Annotated in this window: 25 protein-coding genes and 1 pseudogene; 9 read left to right on the top strand and 17 right to left on the bottom strand. The window is 68.1% G+C overall.

From position 1 onward, the window contains the following. Positions 1-81: 81 nt before the first annotated feature. The 3 genes from MKK53_RS16975 to MKK53_RS16965 all read right to left on the bottom strand — a co-directional run bounded on the left by MKK53_RS16975 (position 82) and on the right by MKK53_RS16965 (position 2,312). A complete protein-coding gene (locus tag MKK53_RS16975; protein WP_243929871.1) occupies positions 82-942 on the bottom strand; it encodes an SDR family oxidoreductase in 861 nt (286 codons plus the stop codon). Positions 943-991: 49 nt separating this feature from the next. Beyond that, positions 992-1,810 carry an SGNH/GDSL hydrolase family protein gene (locus tag MKK53_RS16970; RefSeq protein ID WP_409564350.1) on the bottom strand — a complete coding sequence of 273 codons (819 nt, stop codon included), beginning with the start codon at positions 1,808-1,810 and terminating at the stop codon, positions 992-994. Positions 1,811-2,045: 235 nt separating this feature from the next. Next, the gene (locus tag MKK53_RS16965) at positions 2,046-2,312 is read right to left on the bottom strand and encodes a PepSY domain-containing protein (protein ID WP_243929870.1); all 267 of its coding nucleotides are present in this window, start codon (positions 2,310-2,312) and stop codon (positions 2,046-2,048) included. A gap of 152 nt (positions 2,313-2,464) precedes the next feature. On the opposite strand from MKK53_RS16965, the pseudogene MKK53_RS16960 reads away from it, so the two are divergent. Together MKK53_RS16960 and MKK53_RS16955 are read left to right on the top strand one after the other, a co-directional pair. Further along, a pseudogene (locus MKK53_RS16960) lies at positions 2,465-3,112 on the top strand (magnesium chelatase domain-containing protein); the annotation flags it as partial. A gap of 50 nt (positions 3,113-3,162) precedes the next feature. Next, positions 3,163-4,776, top strand: a complete 1,614-nt coding sequence (locus tag MKK53_RS16955) for a recombinase family protein (protein WP_243929869.1) — start codon at positions 3,163-3,165, stop codon at positions 4,774-4,776. A 562-nt stretch (positions 4,777-5,338) separates the two neighbouring features. Here MKK53_RS16955 and MKK53_RS16950 read toward each other — a convergent pair. The 10 genes from MKK53_RS16950 to MKK53_RS16905 form a co-directional block, all read right to left on the bottom strand. Further along, a complete protein-coding gene (locus tag MKK53_RS16950) occupies positions 5,339-6,487 on the bottom strand; it encodes a tyrosine-type recombinase/integrase (RefSeq protein WP_243929868.1) in 1,149 nt (382 codons plus the stop codon). Between the two features lies 1 nt (position 6,488). Further along, complete coding sequence (locus tag MKK53_RS16945) at positions 6,489-6,689, bottom strand: hypothetical protein (protein ID WP_243929867.1); 201 nt, start codon at positions 6,687-6,689, stop codon at positions 6,489-6,491. Between the two features lies 1 nt (position 6,690). After that, on the bottom strand, positions 6,691-7,032 hold the full coding sequence (locus MKK53_RS16940; RefSeq protein WP_243929866.1) for a helix-turn-helix domain-containing protein: 342 nt from the start codon (positions 7,030-7,032) through the stop codon (positions 6,691-6,693). Positions 7,033-7,117: 85 nt separating this feature from the next. Next, on the bottom strand, positions 7,118-7,420 hold the full coding sequence (locus tag MKK53_RS16935; protein WP_243929865.1) for a hypothetical protein: 303 nt from the start codon (positions 7,418-7,420) through the stop codon (positions 7,118-7,120). A 92-nt stretch (positions 7,421-7,512) separates the two neighbouring features. After that, the gene (locus MKK53_RS16930; protein WP_243929864.1) at positions 7,513-7,992 is read right to left on the bottom strand and encodes a hypothetical protein; all 480 of its coding nucleotides are present in this window, start codon (positions 7,990-7,992) and stop codon (positions 7,513-7,515) included. Between the two features lie 811 nt (positions 7,993-8,803). After that, on the bottom strand, positions 8,804-9,025 hold the full coding sequence (locus tag MKK53_RS16925; RefSeq protein WP_243929863.1) for a hypothetical protein: 222 nt from the start codon (positions 9,023-9,025) through the stop codon (positions 8,804-8,806). Then, positions 9,018-10,985: an AAA family ATPase gene (locus MKK53_RS16920; RefSeq protein WP_243929862.1), complete on the bottom strand. Its 1,968-nt coding sequence runs from the start codon at positions 10,983-10,985 to the stop codon at positions 9,018-9,020. The genes MKK53_RS16925 and MKK53_RS16920 overlap by 8 nt, the downstream gene beginning before the upstream one ends. 455 nt (positions 10,986-11,440) lie before the next feature. Then, on the bottom strand, positions 11,441-11,791 hold the full coding sequence (locus MKK53_RS16915; RefSeq protein ID WP_243929861.1) for a hypothetical protein: 351 nt from the start codon (positions 11,789-11,791) through the stop codon (positions 11,441-11,443). A 63-nt stretch (positions 11,792-11,854) separates the two neighbouring features. Then, the gene (locus tag MKK53_RS16910; protein WP_243929860.1) at positions 11,855-13,132 is read right to left on the bottom strand and encodes a SidA/IucD/PvdA family monooxygenase; all 1,278 of its coding nucleotides are present in this window, start codon (positions 13,130-13,132) and stop codon (positions 11,855-11,857) included. Positions 13,133-13,184: 52 nt separating this feature from the next. Then, positions 13,185-13,331, bottom strand: coding sequence for a hypothetical protein (locus MKK53_RS16905; protein ID WP_243929859.1), 147 nt, complete (start codon positions 13,329-13,331; stop codon positions 13,185-13,187). 297 nt (positions 13,332-13,628) lie between these two features. On the opposite strand from MKK53_RS16905, the gene MKK53_RS16900 reads away from it, so the two are divergent. The 5 genes from MKK53_RS16900 (at position 13,629) to MKK53_RS16880 (ending at position 18,211) form a co-directional block, all read left to right on the top strand. After that, positions 13,629-13,862, top strand: coding sequence for a hypothetical protein (locus MKK53_RS16900; RefSeq protein WP_243929858.1), 234 nt, complete (start codon positions 13,629-13,631; stop codon positions 13,860-13,862). 71 nt (positions 13,863-13,933) lie between these two features. Next, positions 13,934-14,815, top strand: coding sequence for a cytochrome b/b6 domain-containing protein (locus tag MKK53_RS16895; protein WP_243929857.1), 882 nt, complete (start codon positions 13,934-13,936; stop codon positions 14,813-14,815). Beyond that, positions 14,812-15,744: a molybdopterin-dependent oxidoreductase gene (locus MKK53_RS16890; protein WP_243929856.1), complete on the top strand. Its 933-nt coding sequence runs from the start codon at positions 14,812-14,814 to the stop codon at positions 15,742-15,744. Before MKK53_RS16895 ends, MKK53_RS16890 begins: the two co-directional genes overlap by 4 nt. 267 nt (positions 15,745-16,011) lie before the next feature. Further along, complete coding sequence (locus MKK53_RS16885; RefSeq protein WP_243929855.1) at positions 16,012-16,800, top strand: alpha/beta fold hydrolase; 789 nt, start codon at positions 16,012-16,014, stop codon at positions 16,798-16,800. Between the two features lie 328 nt (positions 16,801-17,128). Next, the gene (locus tag MKK53_RS16880; RefSeq protein ID WP_243929854.1) at positions 17,129-18,211 is read left to right on the top strand and encodes a catalase family protein; all 1,083 of its coding nucleotides are present in this window, start codon (positions 17,129-17,131) and stop codon (positions 18,209-18,211) included. Positions 18,212-18,600: 389 nt separating this feature from the next. On the opposite strand, the gene MKK53_RS16875 is transcribed toward MKK53_RS16880, so the two are convergent. Continuing rightward, positions 18,601-18,906 carry a hypothetical protein gene (locus tag MKK53_RS16875; RefSeq protein WP_243929853.1) on the bottom strand — a complete coding sequence of 102 codons (306 nt, stop codon included), beginning with the start codon at positions 18,904-18,906 and terminating at the stop codon, positions 18,601-18,603. A gap of 411 nt (positions 18,907-19,317) precedes the next feature. Between MKK53_RS16875 and MKK53_RS16870 the strand changes: the two genes are divergently transcribed. Continuing rightward, positions 19,318-20,016: a DNA-binding protein gene (locus tag MKK53_RS16870; protein ID WP_243929852.1), complete on the top strand. Its 699-nt coding sequence runs from the start codon at positions 19,318-19,320 to the stop codon at positions 20,014-20,016. Here the strand turns inward: MKK53_RS16870 and MKK53_RS16865 are convergent. The 3 genes from MKK53_RS16865 to MKK53_RS16855 form a co-directional block, all read right to left on the bottom strand. Further along, a complete protein-coding gene (locus MKK53_RS16865) occupies positions 20,013-20,714 on the bottom strand; it encodes a hypothetical protein (RefSeq protein ID WP_243929851.1) in 702 nt (233 codons plus the stop codon). The two genes, MKK53_RS16870 and MKK53_RS16865, sit on opposite strands and share 4 nt — an antisense overlap. A 38-nt stretch (positions 20,715-20,752) precedes the next feature. Then, on the bottom strand, positions 20,753-22,975 hold the full coding sequence (locus MKK53_RS16860) for a Mov34/MPN/PAD-1 family protein (protein WP_243929850.1): 2,223 nt from the start codon (positions 22,973-22,975) through the stop codon (positions 20,753-20,755). A 74-nt stretch (positions 22,976-23,049) separates the two neighbouring features. Beyond that, positions 23,050-24,186 carry a metallohydrolase gene (locus tag MKK53_RS16855; RefSeq protein WP_243929849.1) on the bottom strand — a complete coding sequence of 379 codons (1,137 nt, stop codon included), beginning with the start codon at positions 24,184-24,186 and terminating at the stop codon, positions 23,050-23,052. Between the two features lie 140 nt (positions 24,187-24,326). On the opposite strand from MKK53_RS16855, the gene MKK53_RS16850 reads away from it, so the two are divergent. Further along, positions 24,327-24,635 carry a helix-turn-helix domain-containing protein gene (locus tag MKK53_RS16850; RefSeq protein ID WP_243929848.1) on the top strand — a complete coding sequence of 103 codons (309 nt, stop codon included), beginning with the start codon at positions 24,327-24,329 and terminating at the stop codon, positions 24,633-24,635. Positions 24,636-24,654: the final 19 nt, after the last annotated feature.

Below are 24,654 nucleotides of genomic sequence, written 5' to 3'. Positions count from 1 at the left end.
CGTTCGGGAGGGAGCCGCCGCCCGGGGCCGCGGCGCTTCGCCCGCGGGGACGCGAGGGCGCCCTGTCGGGGACAGGCCCCCTCACTCCCCCGCCAGGGCCGCCAGCCCCTCGCGATAGGTCGGGTAGGCCAGCCTCACCCCCAGTTCCTCGCGGATCAGCCGGTTCCGCACCCGCTTGTTCTCGCCGTAGAAGCTGCGGGCCATCGGGGAGAGGTCGGCGGTCTCGAAATCCACCTCCGGCGGCGGCGGAAGGCCGGCGAGGGCGGCGGCATGCTCGATCACCACCTGCGGCGGCGTCGGCTCGTCGTCGGTGACGTTGTAGATCGCACCGGGCCGGGGCCGGTCCAGGGAGGCGAGGAGCGTCGTGGCGATGTCGTCCACGTGGATGCGGTTGAAGACCTGGCCCGCCTTCACGATCCGCTGCGAGCGCCCCTGCCGCACCTTCACGATGGGGTTGCGTCCCGGCCCGTAGATGCCCGACAGGCGGAACACCTGAACCGCCTTGCCCGTGCGCGCGCCGAGGGCGAGCCACGCCGCCTCGGCGGCGAGGCGGGCGCGGGTCCGCTCGCTGCGGGCGGCGGGGGGCGTGGCCTCGTCGATCCAGGCGCCGCCCTGGTCGCCGTACACCCCGATGGTGGAGAGGTAGCCGATCCAGCCGATCCGGCTCCCGGCGATGGCCTCTGCGTAGCGCGGCAGGACGGGGTCGCCCTCCGCATCGGGGGGCGCGGAGACGAGGAGGGCGTCGCTGTCGGCGAGGTCCCCGGCGATGCGCGGGTCGTTCGCCTCCGGCCCGAAGGCCCGCACGGCAAAACCCGTCTCCCCGGCGAGGCGCGCGGCCCCGCCCGCCTCCGTCACGGTGCCGCGGACGGCGCCGAAGCGGTCACGCGCGGCCTCGGCGAAACGGCGGCCGGTGAAACCGAGCCCGAAGACGAAGAGATTCATGGGCCGGATGTTCGGGAGGCGGGCGCCCCCGTCAAGCGGGTAGGGGCGACTATTCCGCCACCGCCTCGGTGACGTGGACCGGGCCGGCGTCCCGCAGGATCGATTCGGCGGCGGCCGAGGCGAGGAGGGCGTAGCCCCGGTCCGCCATGTGCAGGCCGTCCGAGGCGAAGAGCTGCTTGGTGGTCAGCTTCCCGTCGCGGACCCAGCCGTGCATCAGGTCGGCCCGGCGGATCACCGGCACGTCGAGGGCATCGCCGATCTCGCGGACGGCGTCCCGGAAGCGGTTGGCGCCCGGCGTCGCCTCCAGCTTCGGGCACCATTGCGGCTCCATCAGCACCACGTCGATCCCGGCGTCCCGGATGCGGCGCACCGCATCGAGGGTGGCGGCGCGGAAATGCTCCAGCGAGACGCCGCGCAGGGGGTCGTTGCTGCCGGTCTGCCAGATGACGAGCTGCGGCTCGGGGCGGATCACGTCACGGTCGAGGCGGGCGAGCATGTCGTCCACGTGCTCGCCGCCGATGCCCCGGTTGATCACCGTGACATCCACCCCGTGCAGCTGCGCGCGCAGGTCGGTCTGGAGCTGGGCCGGGTAGGCGTTGGCGGGGCTCGACGCGCCGATCCCCTCCGTCGAGGAGGAGCCGAAGGCGATGATGCGCAGGGGCGCGCCGATGGCGATCTGCCGGGCGACGTGCGGAAGGTCCGGCGCCTCGGTCAGGTCGAAGCCGAGGAGGTCGAGGGATTCGGGGAGGAGGTCCGCATAGGCGAGCACCGCCGTGGGGATCACGAGCAGCCCTGCGGCGAGGGCCGCCCGGCGCAGCCATCTCTTGGCGTGGGTGCGGACCGGGCTGGCGGAAGGATGCGTCGACACTAGGACCGTCTGGTTCGGCGAGCGGCTGCGATTGTGCCAGAGTGTGTCCCCACCACGGAAGGATCGGTTCCGTCTTTCCGGTGAAAACCAACTGAATTCGTAACTCAATGTCAACGAACTCAGACCGCGACTCGAAGCCGACCCTGTCGCACCACCGTGGCCGGAACGCGGCGGCCCGGCCTCGGGGCCCCGCGCGCGGGTCGCGCCGGGGCCCGAGGCTCGAACGCTCGGGGGCTCAGTCGTTCTTGCGCTTCACGATCGCCAGGGTCTTGGGATCGAGCTTCAGGTCGAACTTCTTGCCCGCGGCGTCGTAGGCGTCGTCCACCTCGATCATGCCGTCATCGAGCTCGATCTCGCTCCACTTGGTGAACCCTTCCTGCTTCAGCACCGCCTCGACCTTGGCCTTCTGGTCGTCCGGCAGGGGCGTGTCCGCCCGGGCGGCGGGGGCGGGGGCGAGGGCCACGGCGAAGGCGAGGGCGGCGAGGGCGGGGGCGAGGCGCATGGCGGTCTCCGTTTCCGATTTGTGACAGAAGCCCGAACCCCTGTGCGGGCCACCGGTTCCACCCCACCGACCCGCTTGAGCCGCCACGGATTTTCCCGCACACCTGCGACACCCCGTCGCGGGTGCGTGAAGAGTCCGGAGCCCGCCCGCCGATGGTCACCCGCGTCGCCACCGTCGCCTTCGAGGGAATCGAGGCGCGCGCCGTCGACGTGCAGGTGCAGATCCTCCCGGGCGCGGTGAACTTCACCGTCGTGGGTCTGGCGGACAAGGCGGTGGCCGAGTCGCGCGAGCGGGTCCGCGGCGCCCTGATCGCCTCCGGCCTCGCCCTGCCGGCCAAGCGGATCACCGTCAACCTCGCCCCGGCCGACCTGCCGAAGGAGGGCTCGCACTACGACCTGCCCATCGCGCTCGGGGTGATGGCCGCCATCGGCGCGATCCCCGCGGACGCGCTGGCCGGCTACTGCGTCCTGGGGGAGCTCGCCCTCGACGGCACGCTCACCCCGGTCAACGGCGTGTTGCCCGCGGCCCTGGCGGCGGCCGGGCGGGGGCTCGGGCTGATCTGCCCGGCCGCCACCGGCCCGGAGGCGGCCTGGGCCGGGGGCGAACTCGACGTGCTGGCGCCGCGCTCGCTGATCCAGCTCGCCAACCACTTCAAGGGCAGCCAGGTGATGGCCCGGCCGGTGCCGGCCGTCGCCGCGGCGGAGGAGGCCCTTCCCGACCTCGCCGACATCAAGGGACAGGAGGGGGCCAAGCGCGCCCTGGAGATCGCCGCCTCCGGGGGGCACAACCTGCTCATGTCGTGGCACTTTGTTTGACCGGATGGCGACCCTGGGCTTAGGCTCGCCGCGCCATGCCCAAGGTCTACTCCTACATCCGGTTCTCCCGCCCCGAGCAGCTGCGCGGCGACAGCCTTCGGCGCCAGCGCGACAAGGCCGACGAGTGGGCCGCGGAGCGCGGCCTCGTCATCGACGAGAGCATCCAGGATCTCGGCGTGAGCGCGTTCCGCGGCTTCAACCGCGTCAAGGGTGCGCTTGGTGCGTTCCTGAGGCTCGTGGAGCAGGGGAGGATCGAACGGGGCTCCTACCTGGTCATCGAGAGCCTGGACCGCTTCGGACGCGACAGGATCCGGCAGGTGATGCCCGCGTTCCTGGAGGTCATCAACGCGGGCATAATCATCGTCACGCTGGCCGACGGCCAGGAACTGTCGGCCGAGCGCGTGGACAGGGAGCCGATGGCGATCTTCGGCGCGATCATGGTGATGATGCGCGCCAACGACGAGTCTCGGATGAAGTCGGAGAGGCTGAAGGAGGCGTGGGGCGCGAAGCGGGCGAGCGGCGCTGTAATCACCTCGCGCGTGCCGGGGTGGCTGAAGGTGGAGGTCGTCGACGGCAAGCGGAGGATCGTCGAGATCCCTGAGCGTGTCGAGATCGTCCGACAAATCTTCGTCGAGACCATCGCGGGATACGGTCGTCGGCAGGTCGCCCTACGCCTGAACCGCGATGGGAAACCCGCTTTCGTGTCGAAGTCCGGCTGGCACCCATCCTACGTCCAGAAGCTGCTGGAGGGGCGCGCGGTCCTAGGCGAGTACCAGGCTTTCAAGCGGGGCGAGGACGGCGTCCGCAGGCCGGTCGGGATGCCGGTGGCGGACTATTTTCCCGCCATCGTCTCGGAGGACGATTTCGTCACCGCGAACGATAAGAAGGCCGGCCGGACGACTTTGAGAGGGCTTCCGGGGAAGGGCGTCACCAACTTGCTGCGCGGGCTCGCGCGGTGCGGATGCGGCGCCAGCATGTCACGGGAGAACAAGGGCATGCGCGGCGGCGGGGCCTACCTCGTCTGTTCGAACGCCAATCGGGGCGCGGGCTGCGAGAACCTGCGCCGATGGAAGGTGGTCGACGCGGAGCGCATCGTGCTGCGCGCGGTCAGCGCGCTGGACGTGGGCACCCTTCTCCGGAAGGAAAACGTCGTCGTGCCGGCCGCGAGGACGGAGGCGGACATCGTCCGCCTGGTCGAGGACACCAAGGCCAGGCGCGAACGGATCTACGACGCGGTCGAACGGGGCGACGACGGCGCCTCGGACCGCGCCATGGCCCTCTCGGTCAGGCTCAAGGCGCTGGAGGCGGAGCTCGCCGAGCACCGCCTCGTCAGCGCGAGGCGGGCCGCCGAGCCGAGCCCCGACCAGCGACGGCGGCGCATCGCGGAGCTCTTCGCCCGGTTGGAGAACGACGGGGAGGAGGAGCTCGCGGACCTGCGCACGCGCATCGGCCAGGAGCTGCGCTCGACCCTGACCCGCGTGACCTTCGCGCGCCACCAGGTGACCCTGGTCTACCCGATGACGGCCGCCCGCGGACGCGCCGCCCTGACGCCGGGCAGGAAGGAGATCGTGGTCAAGGCGTTCGACGACGACCCTGTCCACGTCGCGGAGATGATGGCCGAGGAGGAGGACGAACGGTCATCTCAATGAGATCGGTCGCTTGGAGTAGAGGCATCTTGGACGCACGGCTTGCAAGGACACTCCCGCAAAAATCACGAAATTCTACATACGTCGCGTAAGTCGTTGAAATACCTGGTGAATTTTTAGAGCCAACTAACGTACTATTACGAATTCTTACAGCGACGGGTGTGACTGATCGTGGCGCGCTAACAAGCTGGCCCGCACAAATAATTCTGAAACCTGATGTTTTTCGTCCGGCGCCCAGGGCATGCCGATAGGTCGACTGCCGGGCAACATGGTCCTTCGGGGCATGGAAAGGCCCTCAAGCGCATGGCGAGTCCCGAAAAATCCACGGAAAATCCGGCGGTTTTCCCCCTTCCAAACCGGTGCCCACGGAGTTTTTTGCGACGAGGGAAGTCACGATAAACCCGGCAGCCAGCGCCGCGACCGTCGTCCGTTGGGTGATGTTTCGAGGGTCATGCCGATTGCTCATTCTCGCCGCTGCCGGGCGCCGGCCTTCGGCCCGGTCACGAGAAAGCCCGGCGGGATGGCTCCCGCCGGGCTTTCTCGTTCCCTCATTTCGGTTCGATGCCTAGCGCATGCTCGCCGCCTGCCCGTCCGGCACGAACCTCTTTCGCCTTTCCGCATGATCGGCCGCGACCTGCGCCAATCGCGTCTTGATGTCCTGGCCGGTAATGTGGGCGTAAGCCTTCGCCGTTTGCCGGATGCTGGCGTGGTTGAGCACCTTGCTGGCCGCGAGCAGGTCGCCGGTGGCCCTTACGATCCGCGCCCCGCAGGTCTTGCGCAGGTCGGGGATGTGGAGGTCGGTCACCCCGGCCTCCTCGCAGATCTCCCTCCAGATGTAGCCCATCCTTTCGTAGGTCACAGGCCGGCGCTCACCGGCCGGGCACGGCGAGGCACCGGGGCCGGAACGCGAACGACGGCTCGCGACGAATGTGAAGACGTCGACGGGGTCGTCGTCCCACGCCGCCTTCAGGATGGCCTCGACCTCGGGCGTGATGTGGACGTCATGGGGCTTCCTGCCCTTGCCGACCACCTTGATCAGACCGTCCCGCCAGTGGACCTGATCCTTTTTGATCATGGCGGTCTCGCGGCGCAGGCCCGTCACCGTCACGAACCTGAAAATGGGCCACACGTCCGGGCGGATCACCTCCAGCCGCATCTCCTCATCGATGGTCATCTCCCGCTGCCGGGGCTCCTCCTTCAGGACGAGCTTGCGCCAGGGCGGCTCGCGGGGAAGGAAGGCCTGCTCGGTGTCCTTGACGTGACCGAGCACGAACCGCACCACCGCGATCACCTCCTTGTTCACCGTCGCGTTCGAGACGACGTCCGCCTTGCCCTGCTTCGCCACGGGCATCGCACGGCGGTCGGCGATGAGCTTGGCCACGACCTTCCTGTCGATGCGGCTCACGAGCGTCGTGGCGCCGATCCTCTCCTCCAGCCACTTGAAGGATCGGTCGAAAGTCCGGGCGGACGTGTTGGCCTTCGCCGCCTCCCGATAGGAGGCGACTGCGTCCGCCCAGGTCATGTCGAGGACATCCTCGGCAGCCCGCCGCGCGACCTCGTCGTCGAGCGCCTTCCTACGGATGGCGCGGGCGACCTTCTCGGCCTCGCCCTCGACGGTCTTCTTGGTGGAGCCGCAGTAGCGGACGCCGCCGACGACGAAGTCGTAGTGGCGGAACGGCGACCCCTTCACCGCCCTCGTGAGCTTCCTGGCCATCTTAGCGCCCTCCCTGTCCGGAAGGGACGAGGGGCCGGCGAGCCCGCTGGCCCCGGGCATTCCTGCGGATGGCGCGGGCGAACTTCTCCGCCTCGGCCTCGCCGGTCCTCTTGGTGGAACCGCAGTGACGGACGCCGCCGACGACGAAGTCGTACTGGCGGTACGGCGATCCCTTCACCGCCCTCGTGAGCTTCCTGGCCATCTCAGCGCCCTCCCTGGGAGGAGCGCCGGCCGCCGCGGCCGCGGGGCATCGGCGGCGCGAGCATGCGCCGCCGGACGAATTCCTCCAGGTCGTCGTCGGTGACCCGGAGGGCGCGGCGCTCGACGCCGTCGCCGACGTCGAAGGCCCGCAACCGGCCGGCGGCCACGTGGCCCCGGACCTGGCGGAGGCACATGCCGAGCCTGTCGGCGGCCTCCCGCAGGGTGAAGACCCGGTCGAAGAGGAGGACCAGGGTGCCGGTGAATGCGGAGGCGCCGCCCGTGGCTTCGGGCATGCGGCCCCGGTCGCACGCCCCGAGGGGCGCACGCTGGGTGTACGTGAACATGGTTGGATCCTTTCGTGCCGCCGGCGGCGGCGAATGACGTCTCGATGCGACCCGTCGCGCGGGTCGCCCCTCTCCGGATTCGGGCCTACCGGCCCCGGGCGGCCATCGCGGCGGAGCGGGCGCGCCACTCCTCCCGCCGCTCGGCGTAGGCGGCGTCGGCCCAGCCGCGCGCCTTGCCCTCGTCGACGTGGCCGGTGTGGCCGTAGTAACGGCGGTCCGCGACGACGAAGGTCATCCGGAACTCCGGGTCGGAGCCGCGCCGGTAGACCTTCGGGGCACGCATCCGCGCAGCGCCGTCGCCCTCGCGGGGCGTCCCGGTGCCCCGGGCGGCGCGCACGCCTCCCCGATCACGCTCCCCCTCGGGAACGTGCTTCCTGATCTCGCTCATGGTGATGTCCTCTTGGCGTGGTGATGACCGGGACGGCGCGACGTGCCTTGTGAGTGCTCCGCACCGCCCCGGTGCCGGGTCCGTCCCGGCGTTCAGTCCTCGTCGTGGTCGTGGGGGAGCCGGGCCTCCGCTTCCCCGAGCCGGGCGAGGGCGGCGATCCTCGCGGTGACGTCCCCGATCCCGACATGCGCGTAGCGGAGGGGCGTGAGCGTGGTTCCCCGGTTCCGGCGCGGCGCCGCCTTGGTCTGCCAGCGCAGCGTCGCGGTCCTGCCGCCCAGGGCGCAGACCAGGACCGAGCGGCCGCCGTCCGCGTGGATGGCCTCGGCTACGGCGAGGGCGCCCCTGGCGAAGGCCAGGGCCATGTCGCCGTCCGCGTAGGGGGTCGGCCCGCCGTAGCGGGCGCCCCCGACGGTGAAGCTGCACCGCTGCGTGTCCTCCGCGTGGTGGCGGAAGACACGGGGGAAGCCGGTCCTGGCGCTCCCCCCGACCCCGAGGGGCAGCTCGCGCTGCGCCTCGGCCACGACTTCCCCTCCGCCGCCCTGGTCAGGGGGGCGCTTCGTCGACTTCCTCATGATGCGTTCCTCTCGGTGCTCGTCCTCGGACGCGGGCGACGTGCCTTGTGTGTCGGTCGCCCCGTCCGTCGGTCATTCCCTCCGCGGCGGCACGGATGCCGCCGGGTTCTCGACAGGCCCCTGGGCCTCGCGGCATCGCCGCCCTCGGCCGGCCGTTTGACGGTCGTCCATCGATCGCCTAGCACCTCCCTCGTCGCGGTGTCCTTGGTTCCTCTTGGGTCGCGGCTGGCACCGGCCTGTGCCTTGTGAACATGGGGCCGGAGCCGCTTTCTGGGTCGCGAGACCCGTCAAGCCCCGGCGGTCCCCGCCGGGGCTTTTCTTTTGCCGGCGGGGCCGTGGTCCCGCCTGCCTTGGTCCCGGGGTTCGCCGGCTCGCCGCCGCCCCCCGATGAGATGAGCCTGACGATCACGCCGGCATTTGCCAAGCCCAAAAATCTCAAGGCCAAGCTTCCTGTAGCTCTCCTAGACAGTGTTCCGGAGGCTCCAGGCACGTATCGGGGACGTATTTTCCAAAGCTAGTCTTAACCAGCTAAGTGTCTGTATTTTAGAGAGGGCAAAAGGATCGACTATCCCGTTCTTGGACGATCCTTGGCCGGTGGGAAATGGGCAGCTGCCATCGAGGCTTGGCCGGACCAGGGTCCCGGACCGGACCTCGTCGACCCGGGCGACCCATCCGGCCCGAAAACCGGCATGGAAGCCGCGTTCAAGCCCCGAAAAGTTATCCACAGCATTCACCTCCGTGGGGTCAAACGACTCTTGCGACTCGCTTTTTCGGCGGCGTCGCCGTGCCCGAGGTTGCCATCGACACCACCTCAATCCCGCGCGGCGGCATCGGGGAAGCGCAGGACGACGCATCCCGGTTCGTCGGATCGAGGCCTTCGGCCGGCGAGGATCGCCCTGCGCTCGGCCTCGACGAGGCACTCGTGGGCGACCGCGACCCTGGCCCGCTCCACGGCGCTTTCGTAGACGGCCTGGCCGAGCTCGGCACGGACCTCGACTAGGGTGCCCAGGAGGGCGAGGACGGCCTCATCCATGGCGGGCCTCCATCGTCAGCGCGGCATGGCCGTCCATCGCGGCCTCGTGCTCCCGGACGAGGCGCAGGAACGTCGGCCCCTCGATGACGAGGTCGACGAGCAGGCGCTTGGCGAGGGACTTGATCAACGACTTGTTCAACCGCACGCACGAGAGCGCCGCGGAGTAGCAGGCCTGCAGGTCGGCCTCGACTTGCTCACGCAGGTCGGCGTCGTGTTCGAGGATCTCGTCGGCGCGGTCCATGTGCCGGCGATGCAGGAGCGTCTCGCCGAGCCCGAACGACACCCTGATGGCGGCGGCGATGGCCGTTGCCTGCTGCAGGTCGTCGTGGCTGCCGGTGCTCGGCCCGTAGCCGAAGGCCTCCTCGCCGGCGCGGCCCGCGAGCGCCATGACCACCATGGCTCGGAGGCGGCCCGCGGTATGCACCATGGCACCTTCGAAGCCGGCGGTGATCGACCCGCCGCTGGAGGCGGTCTGGATCAGGCTGATCCGCTTGATGCGGCCGGCTCCCACGCGGTGGCCGACCACGGCATGCGAGATCTCGTGGATGGCGCAAAGATGGCGGTCGGCCGGTGAGCGCTCGTCCGGCGGCGCCATCGCCGCCATGATGTCGGCGACCTCCATCGGCCTGGCGGCGACGCGGGCGGTGCGTCTGGCCGCCGCGACCCAGGACATGGCATCCGCGCCGGTGGCACCGGCCCCGGCCACCGCCACGCCAGCGAGGTCGACGCCCGGCAGGTCGTTGCCGAGGTGCTGGCGGAGGATGCCGGCGAGCCCGGCGGCGTCGGGTCGGCGCACGTGGACGAGGCGGCCCAGACGGCCCGGCCGGAGCGTCGCGGGATCGACCCGCCGCGGGAAATTGGTCGCCCCGACGAGGATGACGCGCGATCCCGGGGCTGCGGTCATCTCCAGCTCCCTCAGATAGGCGGCTTGGACAGGCGCCCAATAACTGGAATTCCTGTCCTGCGGATTATCCCTGCTTGGCAGGCCGTCGATCTCGTCAAGTAAGAGCACACAGCCATTCGGCATCGACCTGGCCGAGGAGAAGGCCGCCATCATCGAGACGATGGTCTTGTCGAGATAGGTCGATGTCTCGAACCAATTCGCGATCGACGTCTCGACTAATGGAAGCTTGAGGGACTTTGCAAGGCTGTGCACAAGGCTGGTCTTGCCGACGCCGGGTTCGCCGAAGAGGCAGCAAGACTTGTCCGCCGACTTCCAGAAGTTCTCGGCGTCCAGGGTCTCCCGATCCTCGACCAGCTTGAGCGCCCACTCGATGGCCTCGCGTCCGTGGCCCTGCAGGTCGCGGACGTGGGGCACGTCGCGGAGCCTGGTCGAGGAGGTGGCGCGTGCGGCGATGGCCCGCTCCAGGCGTCGGACGCAGGCGGTCGCGCCGCCGGTGCCGCCGCGCAGGGCGGAGGTGAGGTCGGGGAGGTCGAGGCCCTCGACGCCGGCGGGGACGGTCCTGGGCCTGTTGCCGGTGACGACGCGGATGGCGGCCGCCACCAGCGCCGGTGTGGGCCGGCCCGGCCGCAGGCGAAGGTCGGCGGCGGCGACGAACGCCGGCGGCACGTGGGCCTCGGGGGCATGGCAGACGACGGCGACGCGCTTGCCGCGGGCCATGCACTCGGCCAGCTCCTCGGCGCCCTCGTCGGGCTTCCTGCGGTGGCGGGTGGTGCCGTCGCGGACCTCGCTTAGGTCCCATGCGGCGATGGAGTTGAGGGCCCTGCGGAGGGGCACGACCCATGCGGCGGTCGGGGCATCCACCAGGAGGGCGAGGCCGCGCTCGCCGACGATGCGGCGCCGGATCCTGGCGGTGAGCGCCGTCCCGAGGAGGAGGCGGGCGAGCACTGTCGCGGCGGCCACGCTGGCGGGCGGCGCGGCTGGGTCGGGTTCGTCGCCTTCGAGGAACTCCGCGGCCTCGATGTCGGTGACGATGGGCTTTCGAAGGTTCTTGATCATGGCTGCCTCCGCGCAGGGGCAGCCGGCCGCTCACGTTGGCGGCAGGTTCAGCCCTGGAGGGTGTCGGGAAGGCGCGGTCGCGCCCGTGACGTCTCGCGGCCGGGACGGACCCGGACCGAGGCAGCAGATTTTCGGAGGGCGAGGATGGTGATCATCGGGAGGTGTCCAACGAAGGGAGCCTCCCGGAGCCGCGCGAAAAAGGGCGCGCGGCTATCCGCGGGAGGGGGAATCGGCGCGCGCCGGCGAGGCCTGGGCCACCCGGTTCGCCGTGCGTTTCGTCTGCGCGGTCATGGATCCTAATTGCAAGTTAAGGCCGGCGAAGGCAAGTATTGTCGAATAGGGACATCGAAGGAACTGTGGAAAACCCGCGGTGACGGTGATCCTCGAAACGAAAACGGGTCGGAAAGTTCCCGACCCGTCGAGCTTCGTCCTGGTCCTCCGTCGTTCCGGGCAGCCTAGATCGCCGGCTCCATGGCCGCGGTCGCCGCGCGGGCGGGCTGCCGTGCGGCGCGCCGCGGGGCCACGGCCGGCTGCTTCGCCTTCGCGACGTCGGGGGCCGCCTTGACCTTGGGTCGCCTCATGGGCTCCAGCTTGACCGGCTGCGCGCGCAGCTTGGCCGGCTTCTGCCTCACGAAACGTCTGTCGCCCTCGGCGCGAAGGGTGCGCAGCCCGGCTTGCAGGACCTCGCGCATGATGTCGTTCTTGCTGCGATCCTCGTGGAACGCGACCACCTTGAGTTCCTGATCCAGGTCGTCGGGAAGGTAGACGCTCCGGAGGACGAGATTGGATCCAGTTTTTCCGGCCATCGGAACCTCCATGCGTATGGGTATATATATGTACGGGTTCGCTTGTCGTCCGCAAGGGCCCTGCTAACGGTAGGGCCGCAGGACGCGCTCCGCCATCCCCCCCAGGACCATCAGGGAATTGTACCCGGGCCCGATGATCTGCGAGTGCATGGGGGCGTGGATCCTGGGCCATCCGGGCAGGTCGAAAGACAGGTCGCCGAGCATCCCATCCTCCAGCCGTTCCGCGTTCCTGCGCGAGACGCGCCCTTGCAGCGCCTTCGGCAGGAGCGGCGTGAACCACCATGCGTCGAACCCGGAGGCGTCCACCACGACGTCCGCCGGCACCTCCACGGGTACGTCGCTGGTGTTGTTCTCGCAGACCACGACGAGCTTCGTGCCACCCGTGCCGGCCTTGATCTCGATGGCACGCCCGGGCGTGAACAGGAGGCCTTCGGTCTCGGAGAGGATGTCCGTCACGTTCTCCCAGACCACGCCCCTGTTGAGCCGTTTCACGAAGTTGCGGCGCTCGTCGTTATAGAAGGCGGCCCAGGGTTCCGGATCGTCGAATATCCGGTTCTCGAAGAAATTCACTGTCCTATTGAAGAGGGTTCCCTGGGTATTCACGAGGTTTATTTTTCTTCCGTCCGGTAGGTGACGCACCAGCCATGCGGCAATCGCCGCGGTCGTGCCTCCCCCACCGATGATCACGACCCCGGCGTCGCGTTTTCCCAGGTTCGTCAGGATCCTCCTTCGGTGGGTCCAGAAGTCCCTACCGCTGTAGACGTCCTTGAAGGGCGTCTTCGTCAACTTGTTCAGGGATGGCCCTGGGCCGGTGAAAACCACGCCATCGAACCCTTCGAAGGCATCCGGACGGCCAGTCTTTCTCTCGTTGAATTCCACCGTCCAATGCCGTCGCGACCTTCGGATTCCGGTCACCTTTCCGAACACGGGCTTATTGTCAGCCTGCCGAAACGCAAATCTGATGTAGTTCGCGAACTCACGATGAGTTTGCGGTTTTCTCCCTCGTGACACCCATTCCGCATACCTTGCCTTGTTATGGGGAGGGCTCAGTTGGAAGGCGTCCCATGAGAAATCTCGCTTGAGCATGCCAGCGATGTCAGGGAAGGCCTCGTCGGAATAGTATGGAAAGCCGAGATCCCGTTCGGCGGGCGTGCAGAGCTTCTGGTCTCCGTCCGTGTATCCATGGGAGCCGTCCCAGGCGGCGGCGATCCCATGTTCCTCGAAGACAGTGACGCTGATCTGGTTTCCGGTCCCCTCGAAGCGGTTCAGGCAGTGGGCCCGGGCGACGATGGCGGCGGCCTTCGGACCGCAGCCCACGACGGCGATGTTACTCTGTCCCAAGCGACCCCCCCACGTTTCGACCAAGGATATGCGTCCGCGGTGGATTCGAAAATCATCCGGCGTGCAGTCGGCGGACCTCGCGCTCGACCTCGTCCAGGACGGCCGTGCCCAGGGCGAGGGGGACGGCCCCGACGATGCGGTCGAAGGCGGGGGCGTCGAAGGGTCTCGACGCGTTCGGCGCCGCTTCGTCGCCGTTCACCTCGGGGTTGCGAGCCGGGCGGCAAACCCGGCGAAGCTGCTTGCAAGGGCTCGGGCAGTCATGGGCGGCATCCTGACCGCCGGTGTTGAAACCTGAAACTTAAAATCAGCGGGTGTCGTACCGCCTACAGACGACCCATTGACGTTCGTACCGAAGGCTCCGCTTCGGTAAACGCTACCGCTTGGCCGAATGGCAAATAACCATCAATTGATGAGATTTTATAGATCGGAACAATGCCGAAAAATTCTTGTTGTGACGAAGGTTGAATATGGCATTCAGCACTACAGGAGATCTTGCATGAAGAAGTTCACACTCGCCCTCACCGCATTGACCGCCCTTGGCGGCATCGCCCTCGCGTCCGGTTCGGCCTCCGCCGCCCCGATGTCCGTCAACGGCCTCCAGTCCGAGAGCGGCGTCACCCAAGTCCGGATGATGCAGGGCGACCGGATGATGATGAAGAAGCGCATGATGCGGAAGCAGATGATGAAGCGCCGCATGATGAAGAAGCGGATGATGAACCGCGGCATGTGATCGCCGACGCTTCCGGAGGCCCCGTCACGGGGGCCTCCGCCCTGGACGACCGACATCCCGAGGGAGACCGTTTGCCTCGCACCTACCTGACGCGCTCCGCGCCCGACACGGGCGAGGTCGAGCGCCGCCGATGGATGTTCCGACACCCGGTCGTGATCCGCGTCACCCACTGGGTCAACGCGATCTGCCTCCTGGTGCTGCTCATGAGCGGCCTTCAGATCTTCAACGCCCACCCGGCCCTGTACTGGGGCAAGGTCTCGACCTTCGATACGCCGCTGATGGGGATGTCCTCCACCGAGGACGATCCGCCCAAAGGCGTCACGACGGTCATCGGGCATTCCTTCGATACCACCGGGTATCTCGGCTCATCCACCGGTAGCGACGGCGAGGCGGCCGACCGCGGCTTCCCTAGCTGGGCGACGCTTCCGAGCGACCAGGACCTCACCGGCGGTCGCTCCTGGCACTTCTTCTTCGCCTGGGCCTTCGTCCTGAACGGCCTTGCCTACCTGCTCTACGGGCTGGTCAGCGGGCAGCTCCGGTTCCGCGTGATCCCGTCACGCGATCAGTTCCGGCACTTCGGCGCGTCGGTGTGGGAGCACCTGACGCTGCGCTTTCCGCAGGGCGACGAGGCCAAGCGATACAACGTCGTCCAGAAACTCACATACCTCGTGGTGCTGTTCGTGCTCCTGCCGGTTCAGGTCCTCGCCGGCCTCGCAATGTCGCCGGCGATGGACGCGGCCTTCCCATTCCTGCTGACGCTGTTCGACGGGCGCCAGTCGGCCCGCACGGTGCACTTCGTCGTTGCGGCCCTGTTGGTCCTGTTCGTGGTCGTGCACGTCGCCCTGGTCCTGCTGTCGGGCTTCTGGAACAACATGCGCGGCATGCTCACCGGTTGGTTCGTGATCGAGCGCAAGGTCGAGCCGGCACCCGTCACCGGGGAGACCCGGGCATGAGCCGCCTTCCGAGCCGAAGGGCCCTCCTGACGGGGGCTTCCGCCGCGGCCGCGGCGGCCGTGCTCGGCGGGTGCGACCGCCTTGGCAATGCGGAGTGGTTCCGGCGCACCCTCAAGACCGGCGAGGACGCCAACCTCTTCGTCCAGCGCCTGCTGCTGACCGACCGGACGCTGGCCCCGGAATACGCCGAGGCCGACATCTCGCCGTGGTTCAAGCCGAACGGCACCGAGGATCCGCCGGACAGGGACTACAAGGCGCTCGCGAAGGGCAGGTTCGCCAAGTACCACCTGCAGGTGGACGGCCTCGTGGAGGCGCCCTTCAGGCTGTCCCTGGCCGAGCTCCGCAAGCTTCCCGCCCGGACCCAGATCACCCGGCATGATTGCGTCGAGGGCTGGAGCGCCATCGGCAAGTGGACCGGCGTGCCGCTCGCCGACCTCCTTAAACGGGCCAAGCTCAAGCCCGAGGGGCGCTACGTGGTGTTCCACTGCGCGGACACGATGGACCAAGGAGAGGACAACGGCGGAGCGGACACCGCGGAGGATGGCGGCTCCGACGAAACAATCCCTGCCGGCAATGCCAACCCAGCCATGACGAAGCAATCGGGCGGTGGGGAGAGCAGGAAGGACTCAGGCGGCCAGCAGGCGTCTGATGACACTGCGGCCAGTGGTGGATCACCGGTCAGGTACTACGAGAGCATCGATCTCGTGGACGCGTTCCACCCGCAGACGATCCTCGCCTACGACATGAACGACAAGGCGCTTCCGGTCTCGAACGGCGCCCCGCTGCGCCTGCGGGTGGAACGCAACCTCGGCTACAAGCATGCCAAGTACGTGATGCGCATCGAGGTGGTCGAGAGCTTCGCCCATCTGGGCGATGGCAAGGGAGGATACTGGGAGGACCAGGGCTACGCCTGGTACGCCGGCATCTGAGTTGGCGCGGACGTGACGTCTACGTCTCCGCGAGCATTGGAAGCGCATCTCTCCTGGCGAACTCCGGGGGGCCTTCGCGGCGACATCCGGCCCTTGCAAAGCTGCAAAGTACAGTCAGCGCCGCGCAGCTGGCTATCAGACCGGCGACTCGGCCTCGAAGCGTCCGAAATGAGCGGCCCGCGAACCTGACCGGTACATCCGGCCTGACGAAACCTGCGACGGACCAATGTTCGGACTGCAGCGCGAACATTGAAGGACGATGCTGTCATGTCCCTACATTCCGAACGCCTAGGCACGGGCCGGCCGCTACTGATGGTCCATGGGTTGGGGGCCAATCTCCACACCTGGGATCCGCTCCTGACCGCATTACGCGGCTCGCGCGAACTGATCTTGGTCGACCTGCCGGGACATGGCAGATCGGCCCCGCTCGCGGGCCGGCAGACGGTGGAGGCCTATGCGGACGCCCTAGCCGGCTTCGTGCAGTCGCAAGGCCTGACGACGGCGGACCTCGTCGGCAGTTCGGTGGGGGGCCGGCTGGTGCTGGAGCTGGCGCGGCGGGGCATCGGTCGGCACTGCGTGGCGCTTGATCCCGGCGGTTTCTGGCGCGGGTGGGAAACACGCTGGCTACACTGGTCGCTCGCGGCATCGATACGCCTGGTGCGGTTGCTGCGGCCCTTCCATCCCGGCCTGTCGCGCCACGCCGTCACCCGTACGCTGCTGCTGGCCCAACTGTCGGCACGTCCGTGGCTGCTGCCACCGCAGCTCGTCGTAGGGGAGCTGCGGAGCCTGGCGGCCACACCGGTGTTCGATGCGATGCTGCGTGAACTGGCACGCGGGCCGTTGCAGCAGGGTTCGGCAAGGACGCCCGGCCTTGTCACCATAGGCTGGGGCCGCCAAGACCACCTGCTGCTGCCGCGCCAGGCTGCACGCGCCCTGGCAGCCTTCCCGTCGGCACGGCTGCACTGGTTCGAGAACTGCGGCCACTTCCCGCATTGGGATCAGCCTGCCGAGACGGCGCGCGTGATCCTGGAGACGGTTGGGAAGGATGCGCCTTGAAATGGCTCGTCGCACACCCGGGCCCGCGGCCATCCACGGGTCGTCGAGCATATCGGCCGAGCTTGCCGCCTCCGCCCTGGAGAGGGTCCATGGTCCGGTCTTCCATGGCCGCAAGAACGTAGCAGCGCTCCAAAGCCAACTTATAGCGCAGCCAAAATTCAGGCAGACCTTCTACGGACGCAAGGTCGTCCTTGCCCGGGAACGGCCCACGGCCCCCTCGATGTTCGGAACGGGATCCCGTTTCCGGCTCAGTACGTCGACCCCCGAATTCGCCGCGCTCTTATCCGCCGCGGTCCGCTTCAGTTCCCCGATCACCGTGAAGAAGATCATGACCTACCTTCGCTACGCACCCGACATCGAGAAGCCCGCCGCGGACGAGCAGGAGACCATCGACGGCATCATCAACGGCATGACGCAGCAATCGGAGACCGTCGAGACACGCGAGCACCATGCCGTGCGCGCCAGCCACGCCAAGAGTTCGGCCTGCGGAACCGGCGAGTTGACGATCGCCGCCGGCCTGCCGCCCGAACTGGCCCAAGGGCTCTTCGCCAAGCCCGGCACCCACCCGGTCGCCGTCCGCTTCGCCCAGGGTCCGGGCGAGACACTAGGCGACCGCGTCTCGACCCATCGCGGGATGTCGATCAAGGTGTTCGACGTCCCCGGCGAGAAGCTGCCCGGCCACGCCGTCGATACGCAGGACTTCGTGCTCGCGACCGGGACCACCTTCCCCTCGGGCACGGCGGCCGGCTTCCTGCGGGACGGCACGGTCATCGGCAAGTCGACGGGTTTGCCGGAGGGGGTCAAGAGCGCGGTCTCCTCGACCATGCGCAACCTCAACCGGGCACTGCACGCCTTCGGGACGGAGAGCGCCCTCGCCGACTTCTTCGGCCATCCCTACAGCCACCCCCTGGCCGACAGCTACTTCAGCCAGGCGCCGGTTCGCTTCGGCGATTACGTGGCCAAGCTCGGCGTCGTGCCGTCGACGGAAGGCCAGCGCGCCCTGTCCGAGTGGCGCCTCGACCCGCACCAGGACGAGGATGGCTTCCGCCACGCCACGGTGGCCTTCTTCCGGGAGAACGAGGTGGTGTTCGAGTTGAAGGCCCAGCTCTGGGCCGACGCCGAGAAGCAGCCCATCGAGGACGCCTCGATCGACTGGCCGGTCGCGATCAGCCCCTATCGCACCGTCGCGACGCTGCGCCTGCCCCGCCAGGATGCCTATGCGCCGGACCGCGTGCGCTACTTCGACGAGGTGATGACCTTCCGGCCGGCCCACAGCCTCGCGGCTCACCGGCCGCTCGGCTCCGTGATGCGGGCGCGCCTACAGGTCTACCGGGCGTTGAGCGACTTTCGCCACCGCAGGAATGGCGTCGCATCGGAGGATACGGCAAGCATCGGTCTCGTGCCTGCCTAGCTGTAAGAACCCGACGCTTGGTACCCCGCCATCGCCCTCGGCGGCGAGGGCGGCCTGCACCTGGTCTGGCGCCTTCCGCCCGGGTTTCCTCCCGCCTAGTGGATCCAGCTCATGGCGCGCAAGCGGGGGGTCGGCGGCTACGCGCTTTCGAGCGGGGCGGACTACGACTTCGACCCCGGGGCACGGGACGACATGGGGGTCTTCGGTTATCCTCGCCCACCGAGACGTCGATCGAGGTGGCTGTCGGCAAGCCGCGGTCGATGCTTGAGGAAACTGCCTGAAGCGACGGGAGCCCTGCGTCGGCGTGCCTGGACGCGCTCCGCCGCCGCCGAAGGGACCGCGACGGCGGCGCTGCGGACCGCGCCCGGGACCGCCGGCACGTCTCGAACCTACTCGGGGTCGCCGGTGGCCATGCCGTCGAAATCGCCGGCGTGAATGCTCCGGGGTGCGGTGATCTCCCCAGGGCGCCGGGCGTCGCGCTCCCGTCGCCAACGGGCCTCGCGCTCGGCCTCTTCGAGGGCGGCGCGTCCCAGGGCGACCAGCACGGCGGCGACGATGCGCTCGAAGGCTGGCGGGCCAAAGGTCTCGCTCGCGAGCGCCAGGCGCCTGAAGAGATCGCCGATGGCCTTGGCGGGGTCGTCGGTGCGGAGCGGTGGCGCGGTGATGGCGGGGACGTGCGTCTGGGTGTCGGGCATGACGGCCTTCTCGGGCCGCCGCGCGAAAATTAGCGTCGGTCAGGCCCCGTGGGCGGGAAGGGAAAGCGGGCGTTCGGGCGCGGCTTTCCGTTTGAGGCGCGGGGCGTGGGTCACGGGAGATCCGATCAGGTCCGGTGCGATCCGGATGACGGCCAGTGGGCCTGGTCGCGCGCGCGGTCAAGGAGGCTCGGGGCGAATTCGTCAGCTGTCGGTAGTGGTTACGGTGGATGCCCCGGGACGCGGATGCGGCGGGAGCGTGGGCCATCGTGCCTGTCGGGGGAGCCCGAAGTGGGGGCGGAGCGCGACTCGTAGGGAAGCGGGGAGCGGGAAGCGCTACCTGGTTCCCGCTACCTTTTTTGGGGGTTGGTTAACCGTGCCGGGCGCAGGCTTCCGCGGTGGATGGAGGGTGCGATGCCGGAGCGGGATGCGGTCTTCCTTGCGTGCGACCGGCTACTGGCGCGGCGGGAGCGGGTTTCGCTTCGGAACGTGATCGCCGAGCTGCCGCGCGGGGGCTCGAACCGGGCGGTCGGGCCTCACATGGCCGAGTGGAAGGTCGAGCGGGACTACAAGCCGGGGCTGGAGGTCGACCACCTGCCGGAGGGCGTCCAGGGCGAGCTCGTCAAGTTCGCCTTCCTGGTGGTTGAGGCGGCGAAGGAGGCGGAGGCGGCGAGCCTGGCGAACGACCGCGGGCGGGACGAGGCGCGGCGCCGGGCCAACGACGAGATGCGCGACGAGGCGCTGGCGGCCCTCGACGTGCTGACGGCGGCGAACGCGCGGCTGACGCTGGAGACGGACGCGGCGCGGCAGGAGGCCGAGGCGCTACGGACCGAGAACGTGCGCCTGCGCGAGCGCCTCGACAGGATCAGGGCCGAGGAGTTCTGGGACCGCGTCATGCGGGAGGTGCGCGACCTGATGCCGGTGGGCGGGTCGCTGCCGATGGACGAGATCCTGGCCGGACTGAGGCCGTCGATCCACCGCGGCGCCCGGCTTCACAGGGAGCCCCTGGACGCGGGCACGCTGCGGAAGAAGATGATGATGCGGGTAAGGTGGGAGCGGTTTTTCGAGGCGGGCCCCGACGGCACCATCGTGCGCAAGGCCGCGGAGGCCTAGGTCGCCTTCGTTGGGCGGGATGCGCGCTTCGCCCTTGCCGCGGGCTCCTTTATCGGGCGCGCCGACTTCCTGGCGAGGACGGTGCAGACGAAGCGGTTCCCGTAAGTGACCGCCACGTGCCTCACCACCATGAACTGGAGGATCAGGCACCCGAGATAGACGAGCAGCACCGGGATCGGCCGGACCGTGAACGCCGCCGCCGTGCCGAGACCGACGACGAACAGCGCGGCGAAGCCAGCATAGTCGCGTGTGAACAGGTATTCTCCATGGGCGTAGAGGACGGCCGGGTCGTTCTCGATCTCCTTGAACAGCCGGTACCACGTCCGGTTCTCGCCCTCCGGTTCGGTCGGCCAATCCTTACCGAGCAACTTCCTCAAACCATCCACGTCGATGCGCGGGTCGGATCCGGCGAACTGGCTGAAGGCACGATGGCCGGGCAGGGCATGCCGGCGCCGCAGGAACACCAACCAGACCTTGATCTTGTCGCTCAGGAAGCCGTTGGCGATGGTCGTGAGGATAAGGGCCAGCGTCAGGGGCACCAAGCTCGTCGCGCCCGCCACGAGGCCCTTGAGACCCGCGGCCGACACGGCCTCGTACTGCGTGAAGGCGTACAGGACGACGACGTTCATCGCGATGGTGGCCCATAGCTTCGGGCGGTTCGCGTCCTTGAGGGACTTGGTCTTGCTGTCCTTCGCCACGTGGTTTCCTCCGCGACCGTTCACCCGAAAATCTCGCCCTAGGCGCGATCCGTACCGGGGCGTCTAACGACCTCTGAAACGATCCTCCTGTATCCGTCCGGCGTGTGGATCAGCATGAGGAGGGGGGTGGTTTGCGCTGGCGCGAGAAGCAGTGCGGTCGACAAGTCCGTCGCGGACGGCCCGCTGCTGACAAGATGATTGTGCCAGGTTCCCAGCGGGTAGATCGTACCGTTCGTTCGCTTGACGAGCTCGACGATCCGATCGCGTAGGCCTTGGGTTCCGAGTACGAATTCCTCGGGGCTGAACCGGCTGTCGGGAGGCGCCTCGATCAAGTCTACGACATGGAAGGTTTCGGAAGCTTCGGAAAAGCGACCGACGATCACGCCGCCGGTCTCGCTACCCGCCTTCGACGCCACCTCCCGGCAGATGGCATCGTGCACACGACCGCTGATCCGAGCGAGGACGCCCGGCTGGGCGGGATCGGCTTCGACGAACGGGGACACGACCGTCCGCTCCCAACTCAGCCCGAGACCATCCGCGGCCAGTTTCCCGAGCACGAGGTGCCCGCAATCATCGGGTAGGCCGGAAGATTGGTAACGGGTGAGCATGGTGGCCATCGGCGCGGTCATCGCGGACAACAGCGCATCGGGCATCGGGAACGTGAGCGAGGAGCAGCCCTGACCGATCTCGATGGCCCGAGCCTCGGCCCAGGAGCCGAAGACCTCGGCGTTCACCGATGGGTCGTCGCCGAGCAGGCGATAGGCCTCGACCGCAAGGTCGTCGGTCCGTGGGTTCGCGTTCGGCCCTTCCACCGCGACGTAACCAATCTTTCCGCCCGCGAGCAGGCAGGTCTCGATCACCCGAGGGCGCCTCGTCGCGACCCTGCCCAAAGCCAAGGCTTCTCGAACGGAGATGGAGGCAGTCGCATTGACGACGGCGTAGTGGTCGCCGGGCATGATGTCGGCCGGGTCCTTCTCCGACGAGACAAGGGCACCGGCCACGTTGGTGTGGAGCATGCGCGGGGGCTGCGCGAGACAGCTCAACGCTTGGGCCAGAAACTCCGACTTTTTCCAGGAGATGCTCGCACCCGGCGACCGAGGAAGAAGGGCGTGCCGCGCCATGTTGTGAGGCGCCATCACCTTCCGGTCGATCACCAGCGACGGCGCCAATCCCGCGCGTCCCATGTGCACCGCGATCTTCGAGCCGACACTGCCACAACCGATCAGCGTCCAGCCAGGTCGGTCTCCCGATTCCTCGCCGGACGCGCCGCGGAGCAGGTCGACCGAGATCTGATCGCGATGCATGGCGATCCTAACCGGCGTGACGCTCGTCGGAGAGAGGTCGGCGTTCCCCTCGACCTCGATCACGTAGGGAAGCATCTCCACGGCCGAGCTCGTACCGATGAGGTTCGACGGCCTGCGGACGAGCAGGATCACCAGCAACGGCATGGGGATCTTGAAGCTCCGGCCCTGCATCCTTTGCTGGACTAAGTCGAGCCTTGCGCGCAGTTGGTCGCCGCAACCTAGATCCGCGGCACGCATCAGCAGGCTTCGAACGTCGGTCACCGTTTCAGGAAGATACTTCGCTCCTACGAAGGGGCTTCCATTCGGCGCCTTGCCGGACCAGGCGACGAGCCCGATGGTGCGGCCGGCACGGATGCCGTCGTTCTCGCTGAACGTCCAATCGCCCCTGATGCCGTCACGGATCACCATCGAGGTGTCGGACAGCGTCACGAAATAGGTCGACACCGTTCCATCAGCTTCGGCCGCCGCACGGTAGGTTGCCTCGAACGAAGTACAGCCTTCGTCGCGTTTTTGTAGCGACCGTGCCCAGGCGGCATCGACGATGGCCGTGTCGTGCAGGTCGTCTCGCCGTGTCGGCTCCCAGCCATGCGCGGGATCTATCAGGCGCACTTCCGCGGCACGCTCCAGCCAGTCGGCCATCTGGTCCAACAGGCCGGTGAAGCCGCGCGAACGCATCAGCTCGGTGGCGGAGCCGAAGACGACACAAGGCTCGGGCGGGCGTCCGGGACCCCACGGCTGGAGATGGGGATGCGAGCGGTCGAAGTCGTCGCGCAGGTTGAACGTCGGTGCCGACCACGGGAAGTGTTTTCCGAACACGACCTTGACGGGCTCGATGGCCCGCACGCCGTTGTCGGAATGGCCCCGCGCCAGCCAACGGCTCGGGAGGTTCGAGTCCATCGCCAGGACCGCCACGGCTTGCCCGTGGCCGTCGTCAGGCACCCATTCGATCCCCTTCACCGCCGGGTGGGCCTCGGCGGCGCGGAGAGCCCGGGTCACCGGGCTTGGGGTCGGGAGCTCGGGCAGGGCCGGGCTCATCCGTGAGCGAACGGCTGGGTGCCGAGACCGGTCACCGCCGCAGCGGTCGCCGCGAGCCGGACCCGCTTGGGACGATGTCCGCCAGCAGTGATCTCGATCTCATAGGGGCCGTCGCCCGGCTGGTCCGCGACGCACGTGAACGTACCCCCCCGTTCGGAGAGGATCTCACGGTACTCGCGCTCTGCCCTGACGCAGGGCGGGTCGCTGTCGTCGTCCGTGATCGTCTTGCAGCTGGCAATGATCCTTGCCTGCGCATTCGCCTGCCCGAGCGCCGAGCGGGCGTCTTCCGAGACCTCTACGTCTTCGCCCAGGTCGGACCAGCTGTCGTGGGACAGGCTGTGCCAGGAGCAGTGGTGCGGCGCGATCAAGATGTCGTAGGCGAGATCCTGATCGGCGTACTCCTTCCTCATCCTCTCCCAGATCGCGACCTCGGCGTCGCCGCCGATCAAGTAGCGGGCGGCCGACGGAACGTGGTCGCCCGTGATTGCCATGGACAAGATCACCGACGAGTTGTTTTTGGACAGCTCCTCGGCTTCCTCATCGGTATCGGCGAGCATCGGTGCCAGCAAGTCTGCCTGGAAGGCACCGGTCTGGCCCGCGATGACGGAAAAGCTTTCGCCGGCCTTCACCAGGATCTCTTCGAGATCGTCGGTCTTACCGTCGATGTCCTCACCCAGGATGATGACCTTGTCGCCGTGACCGCCGATGCCCTGTTCCTCGAAGAGGCGGACCCGGCGGCGCGCCTCCGTGGACCATGCGCAGGCGTCATCGCAAAGCGGGTGGTTGCGGGAAGCACGCCGGAAGACGATGGGCGAACTCCACATTTCGCGGATCAGGATCTTGTCGGTACGCTCGGACCAATCCGAGGGCGGCCCGAGATGGAAATGCTCGACGAGGCCCAGGATGTGATCCTTGTCGGGGTGCGTCAGAAGGAAGGCGTCCACGTAGACGCGGCCGTCTCCGTCGGTGTCGAGGCGCTCTCGGAGCTGGTCGATCACGTTCGGCGTCTCGTCTTCCGGATCGACAGCCGCGGGCCGGATATTGATGTCGACAAGCAGCGTGCGGCCGTCGTCGAATCGGAACAACGTCATGTCCCCGCAGCCGACCTTGAAGTGTGAAACCGTGGCGGTCATGCCCCCTCGCTTGTTCGCAGTAACGCCCTATTAGGTATGTCTACACCGAACTTGGGCCCTAGGGTATCGCCTGTCAAGGACGCGATGTTATCCTACGGCGAACTTTTCGATTCTCGCGATGGCTTGGGAGACGGGCGGCGGTGGCGACCTTTGGCGAGAAGATCCGCGAGCTCAGGAAGAAGTCCGGGCTGACCCTCGATCAGCTCGGGGAGATGACCGGCTCCAGCAAGTCCTACGTGTGGGAGCTTGAGAACAAGAACCCCCCGCGGCCCTCCGCGGAGAAGATCGACCGGATCGCGAAGGCGCTCGGAGTGACGTCGGACTACCTGATGGACGCCAAGGCCGACCTCGTGACCGCGGAGGACGAAGCTTTTTTTCGCAAGTTCAAGGGTCTGGACCCGGACGTGAAGGATCAGATCCGGAGGATCACGGAGACGTTCAGAAAGTGACGGCCGACGCGCGAGAGCC

Source organism: Methylobacterium sp. J-076 (assembly GCF_022829405.1).
Classification (GTDB): domain Bacteria; phylum Pseudomonadota; class Alphaproteobacteria; order Rhizobiales; family Beijerinckiaceae; genus Methylobacterium.
This window is presented reverse-complemented; position numbering and strand designations above follow the sequence as displayed.